The organism is Streptomyces sp. NPDC058964, assembly GCF_042741275.1.
Lineage (GTDB): Bacteria > Actinomycetota > Actinomycetes > Streptomycetales > Streptomycetaceae > Streptomyces.
Map to the genome: position 1 here is coordinate 31,253 of NZ_JBHYKH010000012.1, position 14,532 is coordinate 45,784.

At 68.8% G+C, this 14,532-nt stretch carries 10 protein-coding genes; 7 read left to right on the plus strand and 3 right to left on the minus strand.

The genetic code is table 11. The features are described from left to right. Positions 1-224: 224 nt before the first annotated feature. Complete coding sequence (locus tag ACFW2E_RS02985) at positions 225-701, minus strand: MarR family winged helix-turn-helix transcriptional regulator (protein ID WP_384460421.1); 477 nt, start codon at positions 699-701, stop codon at positions 225-227. A 297-nt stretch (positions 702-998) separates the two neighbouring features. Between ACFW2E_RS02985 and ACFW2E_RS02990 the strand changes: the two genes are divergently transcribed. Then, positions 999-1,940, plus strand: coding sequence for an alpha/beta hydrolase (locus ACFW2E_RS02990; RefSeq protein WP_384460424.1), 942 nt, complete (start codon positions 999-1,001; stop codon positions 1,938-1,940). Between the two features lie 178 nt (positions 1,941-2,118). Here ACFW2E_RS02990 and ACFW2E_RS02995 read toward each other — a convergent pair whose 3' ends face one another. Further along, positions 2,119-3,459 (minus strand): aminotransferase class I/II-fold pyridoxal phosphate-dependent enzyme, encoded by a 1,341-nt coding sequence (locus ACFW2E_RS02995; protein WP_384460427.1) that lies wholly within the window; start codon positions 3,457-3,459, stop codon positions 2,119-2,121. Positions 3,460-3,662: 203 nt separating this feature from the next. On the opposite strand from ACFW2E_RS02995, the gene ACFW2E_RS03000 reads away from it, so the two are divergent. Beyond that, positions 3,663-4,142 carry a hypothetical protein gene (locus ACFW2E_RS03000; RefSeq protein WP_384460430.1) on the plus strand — a complete coding sequence of 160 codons (480 nt, stop codon included), beginning with the start codon at positions 3,663-3,665 and terminating at the stop codon, positions 4,140-4,142. A gap of 145 nt (positions 4,143-4,287) precedes the next feature. Beyond that, complete coding sequence (locus ACFW2E_RS03005; RefSeq protein WP_384460433.1) at positions 4,288-7,092, plus strand: AAA family ATPase; 2,805 nt, start codon at positions 4,288-4,290, stop codon at positions 7,090-7,092. A gap of 67 nt (positions 7,093-7,159) precedes the next feature. On the opposite strand, the gene ACFW2E_RS03010 is transcribed toward ACFW2E_RS03005, so the two are convergent. Next, positions 7,160-9,460, minus strand: a complete 2,301-nt coding sequence (locus tag ACFW2E_RS03010; RefSeq protein ID WP_384460436.1) for a SpoIIE family protein phosphatase — start codon at positions 9,458-9,460, stop codon at positions 7,160-7,162. 406 nt (positions 9,461-9,866) lie between these two features. Between ACFW2E_RS03010 and ACFW2E_RS03015 the strand changes: the two genes are divergently transcribed. The 4 genes from ACFW2E_RS03015 to ACFW2E_RS03030 all read left to right on the plus strand — a co-directional run bounded on the left by ACFW2E_RS03015 (position 9,867) and on the right by ACFW2E_RS03030 (position 14,279). After that, positions 9,867-10,340: a VOC family protein gene (locus tag ACFW2E_RS03015; RefSeq protein WP_384460438.1), complete on the plus strand. Its 474-nt coding sequence runs from the start codon at positions 9,867-9,869 to the stop codon at positions 10,338-10,340. A gap of 164 nt (positions 10,341-10,504) precedes the next feature. Further along, positions 10,505-11,962, plus strand: a complete 1,458-nt coding sequence (locus ACFW2E_RS03020; RefSeq protein WP_384460441.1) for a dihydrolipoyl dehydrogenase family protein — start codon at positions 10,505-10,507, stop codon at positions 11,960-11,962. A 175-nt stretch (positions 11,963-12,137) separates the two neighbouring features. Further along, a complete protein-coding gene (locus ACFW2E_RS03025; RefSeq protein ID WP_384460444.1) occupies positions 12,138-13,334 on the plus strand; it encodes an epoxide hydrolase family protein in 1,197 nt (398 codons plus the stop codon). A gap of 474 nt (positions 13,335-13,808) precedes the next feature. Next, positions 13,809-14,279, plus strand: a complete 471-nt coding sequence (locus ACFW2E_RS03030; RefSeq protein WP_384460447.1) for a VOC family protein — start codon at positions 13,809-13,811, stop codon at positions 14,277-14,279. Positions 14,280-14,532: the final 253 nt, after the last annotated feature.

Genomic DNA, 14,532 nt, shown 5'->3' on the forward strand with positions numbered 1-14,532 from the left:
GGGCGCGGGGCGCGCCGCCGCGCCCGCCCCCTACTAGCTATCGCGCCAGACCCCGCGCCCCCCCTCCCTCTCCCCCCCCCCGTTTCCAGGTTGTGGTGCACACAGGAACCTTCCTCGGCACCGCGGTCGTGACCTCGACCCGTCCCCGGCTCCGCTCGCGGGCGAGAGCGTCGGCCGTGCAACGGACCCGGGAGCGATGTACGGAGCACCCGAGGGAGCGCCCGTCAGTCGTCCGTGGAGATGTTGGCCTTCAGCTTCTCGAGGAGGGCCTTTGCGTCCCTGCTCTCCTTCTCGGTGAAACCGACGGCTTCACCGATGGCGGCGGGAATGACGCGGGCGCGCTCGCGCAGCTCGCTCCCCTGCTCGGTGAGGGTGATCAGTACTGAACGCTCGTCGTCCACCTGACGCTCTCGCTGGATCAGCCCATGGGCCTGGAGGCGCTTCAGCAACGGCGTCAAGGTGCCGTAGTCGAGTTCCAGGAGCGTGCCCAGCCGCTTGATCGGGAGGGACCCGTGCTGCCACAGCACCAGCATCACCAGGTACTGGGGGTAGGTCAGATCGAACTTCTCCAGCAGGGGCCGGTAGCGATTCGTGAGCGCCCGCTGCGCTGCGTACAGCGCAAAGCACAACTGATCCTCGAGAAGCAGGGAGGCTTCGCCTGCCTGTGCGGCGTTGCGCGGGGCAGCCTTGGTGCCGGTCATCACGGCCCCTCTCTCGTGCCGGGTCGTCGCGTACCATCACTGTACTCCACAAGTTCAATGGACGCAATTAGATTGCGCACGTTTTAATTCTGTCCATCGAACGTGCGCCCCCGGCACCGTCGCGAACAACTGCGCGTGCGCGGTCATGGCTCCGACTTCACAGTCAAATGACCGATGGCGAAGGCGTCTGCGCGGAGGTTTCATCAGTGACGAATCTGCACTGGTGCAGCACCCAAGGCGATCAGTGAGGGGCCCCAGCGGTGAATCCTGTGCCTCGGTGCTCGCAAGGAGTGTGTGATGCCTGATCATGTCGTTGCCGCGGAAGGACCGGCTCTCGAGCCGGCAGCCTGTGCGTTGGCAGAGCCGACCACGTTGCCGCCGTCATCCGCCGACTGGGCATCGAACCAGGACGCCGGAGAGCCGGAGTCCGGCGATCGGGCGCGGCCTGATGTGGAAGAGAAGTGGGCCGCCATCTCGGGCGGTCCCAAGGGCAGCGTCGCAGTGCGCATCGTGCGTCCCAGGGGGGTCGACAGCCCGCTGCCCGCGGTTCTGTATCTTCACGGCGCGGGCCGGGGGGCCGACGACACGCATGCTCACGACCGGCTGGTGCGTGAACTGGCTGTGGGAGCGCACGCCACCGTCCTGTTCCCCGAGTACACGCCGGCGCCCAAGGCGAGCTACGGCGTCGCGCTGGAGGAGTGCGGCGCGGTGGCCAGGTGGGTGGCGAACCATGGTTCCGGGCACGGCATGGACTCCGCTCGGCTCGCCGTCGCCGGCGACTCCGGGGGCGGCAACATGAGCGCTGCGCTGACGCTGTTGGCCAAGGAGCGCGGGGACATCTCATTCGTCTTGCAGGTTCTGCTCTACCCGTTGTCGCATTGGGGCGCTGCCCCCTCTCGTCCGCTTGCCGAGGAACGCATCGTCCCGCGGCGCTTTCGGAGCCAGTGCACGACGGATGAGGCACAGCACGCTGAGGCCTGCGACCTGCTGCAGGCCACCGAGCAGCGGCTCTCAGGACTGCCCCCGGCACTCGTCGTCACCGCGGAGACGGACGGCGCGCAAGACGCTGGGCAGGCATACGCGGCCAAGCTGCGTTCGGCCGGTGTGGGCGTTTCTGCGGTGCACTACGGCAGCTCCGTAGACGATCTCGTCCTGACGGGCACGCTGCCGTCGGCGCGACCGGCTCGTGGGGCCGCCGTGGAGATCATCGATGCGTTGAACCGGGCTTTCGATCGCTGAGGGCCGTTTTTGCCGGGCCGAATGCATCCGGCCCGCAGCCCTGGATCCATCGCGGCGCTCGTCGAAGCGCCGACGGTCGCGGACACCGGCACGGCCGTCGGCGTGCACAGCCGGGCCTGCGTGCACAGCCGAACCCTGCGTGCGCCACCGGTCCGGCGGACTCGAAGCGATGGTCGCGTCACCCGAAGCGTTCCGCGCCGTGTGGTCGAACCGCGGCTGCGATGGCATCGGCCAGGCCGGGCACTTCATGGACGGCAAGCGGCGAGACCGTGACACGGATGCCGGGTGCGGAACCGAGGCGAAAGCGTGCGCCGGGAGCGACCGCCCAGCCGGCCTGCAGAAGCCGGGTCACGACCCCGGTTTCATCAGGCACCGGCACCCAGACGTTCATGCCGCTGCGTCCATGGGCCGTGATGCCACGCTCGGCGAGCGCACGTACGAGGCCCTCGCGGCGCGCCGCATAGGAGGACGAGACGGCTGCGAGGTCCAGCGTCTCCGTCCGCCAGAGGTGAGCGACGGTGTGCTGAAGCAGGTGACTGACCCAGCCGGGTCCCAGGCGGTACCGGCCGCGGATTCGGTCGACGGTAACGGGATCGCCGGTGAGAACGCCAAGGCGCAGGTCGGGACCGTAGGCCTTGGCCGTTGAGCGGACGAGCATCCAGTGCTCGGTGCTGCCGGCAAGCGGGTGCAGGGGCAGCCCGGTGAGTCCGTAGGCGTGGTCGTCGTCGATGACGAGTACGTGCGGGTGGTCGCGAAGGACGGCGCGCAGCTCGGCGGCGCGGGCGGCCGAGACCGCCGCACCGGTCGGGTTCTGTCCTCGGCCGGTGACGACCAGCGCCCGCGCACCGTGCCGGAGAGCCGCGTCGACCTCGTGTGGCAGGGGCCCTTCGTCGTCGACGCCGACCGGCCTTGTCCGCAGGCCGAGACCGGGGACCAGATCGAAGAGGCTGCCCCAGCCGGGGTCCTCTACTGCCACCACATCGCCCGGCCGCAGATGTGCGACGAGGGCACGTTCGATGGCGTCGAGCGCCCCGGACGTAAGTCCAACCGGACCGTCCGGTACGCCGTCCGCGTCGAATGCGGCGCGGGCCAGGCGGCCCAGTTCATCGTCGATGGGGGGCTGGCCGTACAGCATCGGATGCCTGGCGTGCCGGGCGGCGGCCTCGGCCAGTGCCTCGCCGAGCGGAGGAAGCAGTGCGACGTCCGGATTGCCCGCGGACACGTCGCGGACTCCGGCGGGTACCTCCAGGCGGATTGCATCGCGCGCAGTGGTGACCGGGCGCGGCCTCACCCGGCTGCCGCGTCGGCCCCCGGTTTCGATCACACCGCGCTCGCGCAGACGCCGGTACGCGGCGGCCACGGTGTTGGGGTTCACGCCGAGCTCGGCGGCAAGCTCCCGCTGCGGGGGCAGGGCGGCGCCTGGCGCCAACGCGCCCTGGCCGATCGCGCGTTCGATGCTCGCAGCGATCTCCGCTGCACCTTGTCCACTAAACGTGTATTCTCCTACCACAAAATTCATTATGCACTAGTGCAAAGGGATTGACCATCCGCCCCTCCTCCCCCGTCGGTGGCGACGCGTCTCTCGCGACTGACCGTTCCGCCCCGGCCCATGGCTGTAAGCGCCCCGGACACCACCATGAGCCGGTCCACACGCTCCTTGACGCGGACTGCCCATGCCGCCTCAGGCCCGCCCTCGACGGCGCGCCTGCGGTGAAGCGGTCCTTGTACATACGCAAAGAAGCGCGGATCTCCCCGCACGGCTTCGCGGGCTCCACCGGCTCCAGTCCACTGCGCCGTGCAGGGAAAGCTGCGGGGCTCGAGGCGTGTCCGACCGTCACACATCTCGAGAGCCTCGGGCCGGCCCGGGCCTGCCACCGGCCGTCGATCAGCTCCCGATGCCCGGTCGGCGACCGGCTGGAACGCATCAGCGCCGGGCACTCCCTGAGCGAACACGCTGTGTCGGGCCGCCCCGGCTACTCTCGTCCCGCGAACATCCCGCCGCCGGCGGTCATCGCCGGCCTGGCACCCGGCCTGAACGAGGCATCGGCCACCCGCAGCGGCGGCCCCGGCCGCAACCCTGCGGATCCCGACCGTCCACAGGCCGGCGTCGTGCCGGTGGTGCGCACCCATGGAGCACCCGTGCCGGCGGACTGCTTCGACCCGCCGGTCAACGCCCCGGAATGCTTCATCCAGGCAGGCTAGGAGCCGTCTCACCGGTGCTCCCCTGCCGTCGGGCCGACGGCGGCTGCTGTCTGGCCAACCACTGTCCCTCCGCCTTTGACGCACCGCGGCACAAGGCTTTCCCCCGGCTCAACCTTTCGGGCCGCGAACAGCAATGGAGCGTGTAGTGATCGGTAGTGAGTCCTACACACCCGGCACGATCAGTCCTCTGGTCGGCCGGGACCACGACCTGCAGCGGGTCCGTGATCTTCTGAACCTCGGACGTGGCGGCGGGGCCCTCTTGCTGTCGGGAGATGCAGGCGTCGGGAAGACGGCGGTGCTGGATGCCATCGGCGAGGCCGCCCGGGCGGAGGGAACCCGTGTCCTGCGGGCTGCGGGTGTGCAATTCGAGGCGAACTGCAGCTACTCCGGTCTCAACCAGATCCTCTTCCCCTTCCAGGAGGCGATCGGCGAACTGGAGGCGCCCTTCCGCGATGCCCTGCGGGTGGCACTCGGTTTCCAGGACGGGCCCGCACCGGAACGACTCGTCGTCTCCAACGCGGTACTGCTGCTGCTGAGGTCGGTGGCCGCCGGGAACCCCCTGCTGGTCATCGTGGACGATCTTCATTGGGTCGATCGGGCCAGCGCGGCCGTACTCGGCTTCGCCGCGCGCCGCGCGCCCGGTATTCGCACAAGCTTCCTGGCCGCCTCGCGCAACGGATCACGCAGCCTCCAAGACGGCGGCGCCCTGCCTGAGTACCTGCTGCAGCCGTTGGACGAGGACTCGGCGGCGCATCTGGTCAGTACGAGATTTCCCGGCCTTCTCGCCGGCGCTCGCCAGCGCCTGCTGGAGCTGGCGCACGGCAACCCCCTGGCGCTGCTGGAGCTGCCTGCCGCCCTGCCGGACATGCGGGTGCCGGAACGCGACGAGTTCCCCACCGTGCTGCCGCTGACCCAGCGCCTGGAGAACGTGTTCGGCGCCCGGGTCACCGAACTGCCACTGCCATCGCAACGTCTTCTGTTGCTGGCGGCGCTGGAGGGTGTGGGTGATCTCGGCGTCCTGCAGGCAGCCTCACGGCAGGCGAACGCCGGGTTCGACCTGGACGATCTTGCCGCGGCCGAGCGCTACCAACTGGTGTACATCGACGAGGGGTCCCGACGACTGCGGTTCCGCCATCCGCTCATCCGGTCAGCCATCGTCGAGAACTCCACCAGCGCTGAGCGGCGAGCTGTGCACTCGGCGCTCGCTCAGGTTCTGGTGGACCAGATCGAGCGCCGTGCCTGGCATCTGGGCGAAGCCACCTTGGAGCCGGACGAGGAAGTGGCCCTCCTGCTGGAGCAGGCAGCGCGTATCACACTGCACCGCGGAGACGCGGTCGGCGGTATGCGGACACTGATCCGGTCGGCGGACCTCACCCCTCCGGGCCCGGACCGCAGCCGCAGACTTGCGGAGGCGGCCTACGTCGGCGCCGAGTCGACGGGAGCGCTGCCGCGTGCCCGCAGGATCCTGGACGACGCGAGAAGCGCCGCCAGGGATGTGGACAGCTCCCTGCATTCCGCGGCAGCCACGGCTCTTCTCATCCTCAACGGGGACGGCGACGTCGAGACGGCTCACAGTCTGCTGGTGTGTGCCATCGAAACCGGGGCGCATGGCTACGACTCCCGGAACAAGGCGCTTGTCGACGCCCTTCACACGCTGGCCCTGGTGTCCTTCTTCGGTGCCCGGCGTGACCTGTGGCTGCCCTACTACCGCGCGTTGGAGAGACTGACACCGGACGTGCCGCCCGTCCTGTCCGCACTGGGGAAGACGTTCTCCGACCCGGCGCGCACCGGAGCCATGGCTTCGGGCGAGCTCGACCAGCTCATAGCAGGGCTGGCGAGTGCAACCGATCTTGTTCATGTCACGCGGACCGGTACGGCTGCCCTCTACAGCGACCGGCTCGGAGACGTACGGGACGCAGCCTGGCGGGTGGTTCGCATGGGACGCGACGGCGGACCGGCCCGCCGCTACCTCTCCGGGTTGATCCATCTGTGCCTGGACGACTACCTCACCGGTATGTGGGACGAGGCTGCTCGACTGGCCGACGAGGGAGTCCAGCTGTGCGAGTCGCACGGGTACAGCGCCTTCGCCTGGTACTTCCTCTACATCCAGGCCATCCTCAGTGCCGCACGGGGGGATGCGGACAGCGCGCAGGCGACAGCTGAGCGAATCATCCACTGGGCCACACCTCGAGGGGCGTTCTGCGCTGCGCACTACGCCCATCACGCGGCGGCCGTAGCAGCGCTGGGGCACGGCGACCACGCCGGCGCCTACCGGCACGCGAATGCTGTCAGCCCCGCTGGAAGTCTCGCCTCACACGTACCGCATGCCCTCTGGTTGACCATGGACCTGGTCGAGGCCGCCGTCCGGAGCAACCGTCAGGCGCAGGCGGCAGACCACGTCCGCGCGATGCGGGAAGCGGGCGTGTCGGCGATTTCCTCGCGCCACGCGCTGCTGACCGAAGCCTCGGCTGCCCTGAGCACCGCCGATGATGACGAGGCGCTTGCCCTGTTCGCCAAGGCACTGGCGGTTCCCGGCGCCGAGCGATGGGCATTCGACTTCGCTCGTGTCCGACTCGCCTACGGCGAACGGCTGCGGCGTGCCCGGGCCACCGCAGAATCCCGTGAGCCGCTCAACGCAGCGTTCTCTGCGTTCTCGCATCTCGGGGCCAAGCCGTGGGCCGATCGCGCCCAGAACGAACTGCGGGCCGCCGGTGCCAGTAAGCGACGGAACACGACGTCGGGAAGTCACAAGCTCACTCCCCAGGAGTCGGAGATAGCTCGACTGGCCGCCTCTGGCCTGACCAACAAGCAGATCGCGGAACGTCTCTTCCTTTCCCACCGGACGGTGGGCGCTCACCTCTACCAGATCTACCCCAAGCTGGGCATCAGTTCGCGCGCCATGCTGCGCGATGCCCTGGATCGGCTGTCCCTGTCAGAGAAGCGTCCCTAGAAGAAGGCGCGCCTACGGCGGCTTCGCCGCCGCATCGACCCGGTGCGGGAGGTGTGTTCGGTGCGGTTCATGCAGAGGATGTGTTCGTCCCGGTCGGCTGCTCCGCCCAAACGATCTTTCCTTCGGTGGTGTATCGGGTTCCCCACTGTTCGGCGAGACTCGCGATGATGAAGAGCCCCCGCCCTGACTCATCAATGGTGCGGGCGTGCTTGACGTGGGGAGCACTGGGTGCGGCATCTGTGACTTCGCAGGTCAGCATCCGTCCCCGGATCAGGCGGAGTCGCAGTGGAGGAGCGCCGTAGCGGGTTGCGTTGCCGACGAGCTCGCTGACGATGAGCTCGTTGGTGTACGCCGTTTCCTCGTCCATGCCCCAGGCCTCCATCTGGCCACGGGCAGCTCGGCGAGCGATCGGCGCGGCTTCCGGGCCCTCCGGCAGGGCACAGGTCATCACCCGCTCGGGGGGCAGCGCCTTGGTGCGAGCGAGCAGGAGCAGCGTCTCATTCACCGGTTCGCGCTGTGTGTAGGCGTGCTCCACTGTGTCGCGCAAGCTCGTCACAGGCACGGCACATGCGTCGTCCAGCAGGGGCCGCAGTGTGCCTGATGAGGAGAGCACCTCATCTGCCAGTTGCGCCGTGCCCATGGCGAGTGTGCTGCCTTCGGGGAGGGGAATGGTGGTCGCGGGGAACGGGGCGGTGTCCGTGGCAGCGAGTGCAGGCCCTGGGGGAACGGGCCGCACGGACGAGGTGCCGTCGGGAAAGATCGCGAGGGGTTCTGGGAGGCCGGCACGGGCGATCGTGCAGGTGAGATCGACCGGGTCGTAGACGGCGATGGTGCAGCCGGCGGTGAGTGGCTCATGGATGAGCGGGTCCATGGGCGGCAGCGCGGCGCGGGCGGCGACGAGCTGGGCCGTGGTGTCGCTCAAGCGGGCCAGCAGTTCATCGGGCTGAAGGTCCAGGGCAGCGAGCGTGTGGATGGCCGTCCGCAGCAGTCCCATCGTGATCGCGGCGGGAATGCCCTGTCCCGCCACGTCACCGACGACGAGGGCGGTTCGTGAGCCGGGCAGTGCGATCGCATCGGACCACGCGCCACCGCCCTTGGCGCCGGGGATGTGCAGGGAGGAGATCTGCATGGTGGGCTGGTCGGTCAACTGCCCGGGCAGAAGCCTGCGCTGGACCGTGGACATGATGATCCACTCGCGCATGTACAGGTAGGCCCTGTCGACACAGAGCGCCGCATGGGCGCACATGGCGGACGCGACGGCGAGGTCGTCCTCCGCGAAGGCGTCATCGTGCCCGTGCCGGCAGAAGGTGACCATGCCCAGCACCCGGTCGTCCAGCGCCAGCGGCGCCACGATCAAGGAGTGGGCCTCGGACTCCTTGACGATGCCTGCCAGCACGGGGTCGGCGGCCAGCCAGGCGCTGTCCCGGCTGACCGGCACGAGCCGGGGCCGGAGGTCGGACAGAACCTGCGAGAACGGCGTGCCGGACGGCAGGGGCCGCACTGCTCCGGCCTTGGAAGCCGGCACTCGCCCATGGACGGCCGCCTGGCGCAGCAGGACGCCCGGGCCGACCGGCGCCATGAGGGCGTCCTCGCAGCGGACCGCGCTCTCCACCACTTCGACCACGGCAGTGGCTGCGAAATCGGGCACTACGGCCTCGACGAACTCCTGGCAGGCATCCATGAGGCTCAGCCGGTGCCCCATGTGGGTGCGCACCGTCTTCAAGGCGCCGAGGCACTGCTGTGCTCTTTCTCGGGCCGTGACGTCGGCAGCGCATGCCAGCAATCCGAGCGCCGTACCACCGCTGTCCTCCAGGCGGAGGTAGGAAACGGAGCGGAGATGGCGGCCGTACCGGGCTGATACCTCGGTACTGGGCACGACGCGGTTCAGCACCGGTTCTGCGCCTTCAAGGACGCTGCGCGCGACGCGGGCCTCCTGCTCCGGAGCGACGCAGCCGCATGCCTCGGTGAAGGGTGTGCCCAGCGGGCCTGCCGCCGACGCCGCGACGCCGGGCCGCTTGCCCGCAGGAGAGCTCGTGCGCACGAGGCGCAGCTGATCATCGAAGATCTTGAGGTCCAACGGGGAATGCGCGAAGAGGGCCTCCAGCGCAGTCGCTCGCAGCGGCGCCGCGTCGTCCCCCGTCGCGAGTACCTGCCAGACCACGGAGCGGTCCTGGAGGGTGGGCCTGACCAGGAGAGCGGCCGTCCCCAGCGACTGTCCGTCAACGATGCGGGCCTTGCGCAGGAGCGCGGTCACGGACTGGCCAACGGCGTCTGCGGCGGACCACCCGAAGATCTCCTCTGCCGATCGGCCCCACCCCGTCACCGTGCCGTCCTGATCGAGGAGAAGGAGCACGTCGTCGTCGGGCATGTGAAAGCACCTCCATGCCGAGCACGGGCCACCCGCCTGACAGCCACCAAGATCGGCTGAACCTTCTTCTACCTGGGCTTTCACCAGAACTCTAGTCGCAAAGTCCGGCGCCTGAGGTGTTGGCGATCCATGGCGGCCGGCTCCGCGGCACTGTCGCGTGCGGCGATTATGCCCGGATATACAGATAGCCATGTCACACTTTCCTCGTGCCCGATTACCTTGTACACGAGTTAAGTGCGGAGTAGGTTTCCTGACACGGATCGAGCCACACCGGCCGACCACCCCCACCCCGGCACCCGGCACCCACGGCCACCGGGACCGCGGACACCGCTCAGCCGGACCCCACCGCAGAAAACGTCACCACCGACACAGTCGGCACCCCCCACCGGAGAAACAAGGAACCCCCATGGACCTGAAACTCGAACTCATCGTGCTGCCCGTCTCCGACGTGGACCGCGCCAAAGCCTTCTACGAGCAGCTCGGCTTCCGGCTGGACGTCGACTACACCGCCACCGACGACTTCCGCATCGTCCACTTCACCCCCAACGGCTCGGAGTGCTCGATCATCTTCGGCACCGGCATCACCACCGCCGCCCCCGGCTCCACCCAGGGCCTCTACCTCATCGTCCCCGACATCGCAGAAGCCCATGCGGAACTCACCGCCCGCGGCATCGAAGTCAGCGACGTCTTCCACGACGCCGGAGGCCTCCTCCACCACGGCCACCACAACGGCGACGCCACCCACCACGGCGAAGGCCAACAGCGCCTCCCCGGCCTCCACCCCGAGCGCGCCTCCTACGGCTGCTACCTCACCTTCCGCGACCCCGACGGCAACGGCTGGGTCCTCCAGGAAGTCAAGAACCGCCTCCCCGGCCGCTGACCATCACGCATCGAGTCGACAAGGCGCATCACCCCGGCAATCCCCGCACTTCACGGGGAGGCAACCGCCCATCCCTGCGCGGGTGTCCGGGGTGCCGCACAGGGCCGGCAGACGAGCCAAGCCGGCGAACCGAACAACAAGCAGTGATGAACGGATCAAAAAAGATGAGCGAGACCACCCGCACGTACGACGTGATCGTCATCGGTGCAGGGCCAGTCGGTGAGAACGTGGCCGAGCGTACCCGCGCGGCCGGGCTCAGCACCGTAATCGTGGAGCGTGACCTGATCGGTGGCGAGTGCTCGTTCTGGGCCTGTGACCCCAGCAAGGCGCTGCTGCGGCCGGTGGTGGCGCGGGCCGACGCCCGCCGGGTGCCCGGGCTGAGCCACGCGGCGGCCGGACCACTGGACGTCAAGGCCGTCCTCGCGCACCGCGACAGGATGTCCTCCTACTGGAAGGACGACGACCAGGTCGACTGGCTCGATTCGGTGTCGGTCGATCTCATTCGCGGCCACGGACGGCTGGACGGGCCCCGCAGAGTCAGCGTACTGACCGATGAAGGCGACACGATCCGCCTCACGGCTCGATATGCGGTGGCTGTTTCGACGGGCACCAGCGCGGCCGTCCCCCCTGTCCCCGGCCTGGCGGGCGTACGGCCCTGGACCAGCCGTGAAGCGACGAGTTCGAACCGCGTGCCGGACCGTCTGGTCGTGGTGGGCGGCGGTGTCGTCGCTGTCGAGATGGCTACTGCCTGGCAGGCGCTCGGCTCGCGGGTGACCATGCTGGTTCTCGAGGACGGACTGCTGCAGCGCATGGAACCCTTCGCCGGTGAGCTGGTCACCGACGGGCTGCGCGAGGCGGGTGTCGACATCCGGTTCGAAACGTCCGTCGCCTCTCTGGCACGGGAGGGCGACGAGGTCCGGATCAGGCTTGCAGACGGCGGTGAACTGGCTGCGGACGAAATCCTGTTCGCCACCGGACGAGCCCCGCGGACCTGGGACCTGGGACTGGAGACCATTGGTCTGACCCCGGGAGATTGGCTGAAGGTGGACGACACCTTCCGAGTGACCGACGTCGCCGACGGCTGGTTCTACGCCGTCGGCGACGTCAACCAGCGAGCCCTGATGACCCACCAGGGCAAGTACCAGGCCCGGATCGCCGGCGCCGTCATCGCCGCCCGCGCCAAGGGCGAGCAGGTGGACGACGCACCGTGGGGTGCCCATGTGGCCACCGCCGACAAGGCGGCTGTGCCTCAGGTCGTCTTCACCCATCCGGAAGTCGCTTCCGTCGGCCTGACCACGCGTGACGCGGAGCGGAGCGGACGCCGGATCAAGGTGGTGGACTACGACCTCTCCCACGTTGCGGGCGCGCACCAGTACGCCGAGGGCTACCGCGGACAGGCCCGCATGCTCATCGACCTGGACCGCAACACCGTCGTCGGCGTCACCTTCGCCGGGCCCGGCGTCGGAGAACTCCTGCACTCAGCGACCATCGCCGTCACCAGCGAGGTGTCGATCGACAGGCTCTGGCACGCCGTACCCGCCTTCCCCACGATCAGCGAGGTCTGGCTGAGGCTGCTGGAGACCCACCGCGGCCGGCAAGTCCCTGCGGACACCGCCCGGTAGCCGGAGCGGAAACCAAGACCGACCACGACTGACCGGCACACGGGCCCGCACCGGAGAACAAAGCAGGTCGCGCGGCACCGCCGAAACCTCGATCTGTCTTCCCACGGCTGCGCCCGTGCGGTCGGTGGTGCCGGCCAACTTCCCCTATCCATTGAGACCTTGAGGAGATCTCACCATGTCTGTCACGCCTGACAACAAGGCCATCCGGCCGTTTTCCTTCGAGTTCCCGGACTCGGATCTCAGGGAGCTGCGCAAGCGGGTGCGGGCGGCGCGCTTCCCGGAGAAGGAGACGGTCAACGATCAGTCACAGGGCACGCAGCTTGCCACGATCCAGGAGCTGGCCCGCTACTGGGCCGAGGAGTACGACTGGCGCAAGGTCGAGGCGAAGCTGAATTCCTACCCGCAGTTCATCACCGAGATCGACGGGCTGGACATCCACTTCCTGCACGTCCGCTCCAAGCACGAGAACGCGCTGCCGCTCATCGTCACCCACGGCTGGCCGGGCTCCATCATCGAGCAGCTCAAGATCATCGAGCCGCTGACCGACCCCACCGCCCACGGCCGTGACGCCTCTGACGCCTTCCACGTGGTCATCCCGTCGATGCCCGGCTACGGCTTCTCCGGCAAGCCGACCGGTCCCGGCTGGAACCCCGAGCACATCGCCGGCGCCTGGGGCGAGCTGATGAAGCGCCTGGGTTACACCAAGTACGTCGCCCAGGGCGGCGACTGGGGCGCCGTCGTCACCGACCTCATGGGCGTTCAGGAGCCCGAAGGCCTGGCCGGTATCCACGTCAACATGCCCGGTGTGTTCCCGCCCGCCATCGAGCAGGCGGTCGCCGCCGGCAACCCGCTCCCGGCCGGCGTCGTCCTGTCCGACGAGGAGAAGGCCGCGGTGGAGCAGCTGGACTTCGTCTACCGGCACGTCTACTACGCCTACATGATGGGCTCGCGGCCGCAGTCGCTGACCGGTCTCGCGGACTCCCCCGTCGGCCTGGCGTCGTTCATGCTCGACCACGACGCGGCCAGTCTCGATCTGATCTCCCGCGCCTTCGCCGGAGAGACCACGGGTCTGACCCGCGACGACGTCCTGGACAACATCACCCTGTTCTGGCTGACCAACACGGCGATCTCGGCCGCCCGCCTCTACGCCGAGAACCGCACTCCGTTCTTCGGCGTCAAGGGCGTCAAGCTGCCCGCCGCCGTCAGCGTCTTCCCGGACGAGCTCTACGTATCCCCCAAGTCCTGGACCGAGCAGGCCTATCCCAACCTCATCCACTACAACAAGCTGAGCAGGGGCGGCCACTTCGCCGCCTGGGAGCAGCCGGAACTCTTCGTCAACGAGGTCCGCAACGGCTTCCGCAGCCTCCGCTGATCCTCAGGACACGGGCTGGACGCATTGAGCAAGGGCAGGGCGGCCGGGTAGCTCGGACGTGAGCCACTCGGCCGCCTGCCCGGCCACGCCTGAACGCCGGGCTCATTGACTCGACGGCACGAACAGCATCTCCCTACGGGCCACCGTAGGGAGCGATGCTTCGGTCCACGCGCCTGGTTCGGCTCTGCTGTCCCTTGAGAGTCCACGCGCCTCGTGACCTTCGTAGCGACAGCGCGTCTGCTCTACCAGCCGGCAACCCGAACGACGTCGGTCCGCCGGTCGCACCACGCCTCTCCGGTCCTGCTGACGCCACGGCCGGTAACACGCGTCGCGCGACCGTGTCCGGTCTGATGATTTAAGTCCTATACATCACAATAATCACGTACTCGGTCCACGGGTGGCTGGAGCAGGAGCTCGGGATTTCCACAGCTCGGAGCCAGGACCAGGACCGGACATCCGATACGGAAGGTCGACATGAGCACCCCACAGTCACAGCAGGTCGAGGAGCCGACGATGGACATGAAGCTCGAGGTGACCGCCATCCCGGTCGCGGACGTCGACCGCGCGCTGCGTTTCTACCAGGGCCTGGGCTGGCGGCTCGACGCGGACTACGAGGCCGGCCCGGAATTCAGGATCATCCAGCTGACGCCCCCCGGGTCGCAGTGCTCGATCCACTTCGGCCGCGGCATCACCCCCGCGGCACCGGGCTCCGCGCACGGCCTCTACCTCGTGGTCCGTGACATCGAGGCGGCCCGTGCCGACCTGCTCAAAAGGGGTGTCGAGGTGAGCGAGGTCTACCACAACGTCTACGACACGGGCGCCCAGGTGCGCGTCGACGGGCCTGACCCGGACGGCCGTACGTACGCCACCTACGCCTCCTTCAGTGACCCCGACGGCAACGGCTGGATCCTGCAAGAGGTCACGGAGCGGCTGCCCGGACGCTGACGAATCCGTCCTGCCGAGAAAACCGGGCCATGGGCAGTCCACCCGGCTGACGGTGCCGTTGCGTGAGGCCGGGGAACACCACGGCTCCTACGAGGCGGAAGCACTCGGGCCGGTGCCTGGGCGCCGTGTTGTGCGGGCCGTCCGCGACGGGGCGGCCCGTGTCCTATGCGCGTGCTGCGCCGAGGGCGAGGGGCCGGAGGCAAGGACACCCAGTGCGGCCACACGCGCCCGGGGCGGACGGGCGGCTCGGGTC

Coding starts and splice junctions, on each gene's coding strand:
- ACFW2E_RS02985 (WP_384460421.1), bottom strand. CDS start 701: ATGACCGGCACCAAGGCTGCCCCGCGCAACGCCGCACAGGCAGGCGAA.
- ACFW2E_RS02990 (WP_384460424.1), top strand. CDS start 999: ATGCCTGATCATGTCGTTGCCGCGGAAGGACCGGCTCTCGAGCCGGCA.
- ACFW2E_RS02995 (WP_384460427.1), bottom strand. CDS start 3,459: ATGAATTTTGTGGTAGGAGAATACACGTTTAGTGGACAAGGTGCAGCG.
- ACFW2E_RS03025 (WP_384460444.1), top strand. CDS start 12,138: ATGTCTGTCACGCCTGACAACAAGGCCATCCGGCCGTTTTCCTTCGAG.
- ACFW2E_RS03010 (WP_384460436.1), bottom strand. CDS start 9,460: ATGCCCGACGACGACGTGCTCCTTCTCCTCGATCAGGACGGCACGGTG.
- ACFW2E_RS03030 (WP_384460447.1), top strand. CDS start 13,809: ATGAGCACCCCACAGTCACAGCAGGTCGAGGAGCCGACGATGGACATG.
- ACFW2E_RS03020 (WP_384460441.1), top strand. CDS start 10,505: ATGAGCGAGACCACCCGCACGTACGACGTGATCGTCATCGGTGCAGGG.
- ACFW2E_RS03015 (WP_384460438.1), top strand. CDS start 9,867: ATGGACCTGAAACTCGAACTCATCGTGCTGCCCGTCTCCGACGTGGAC.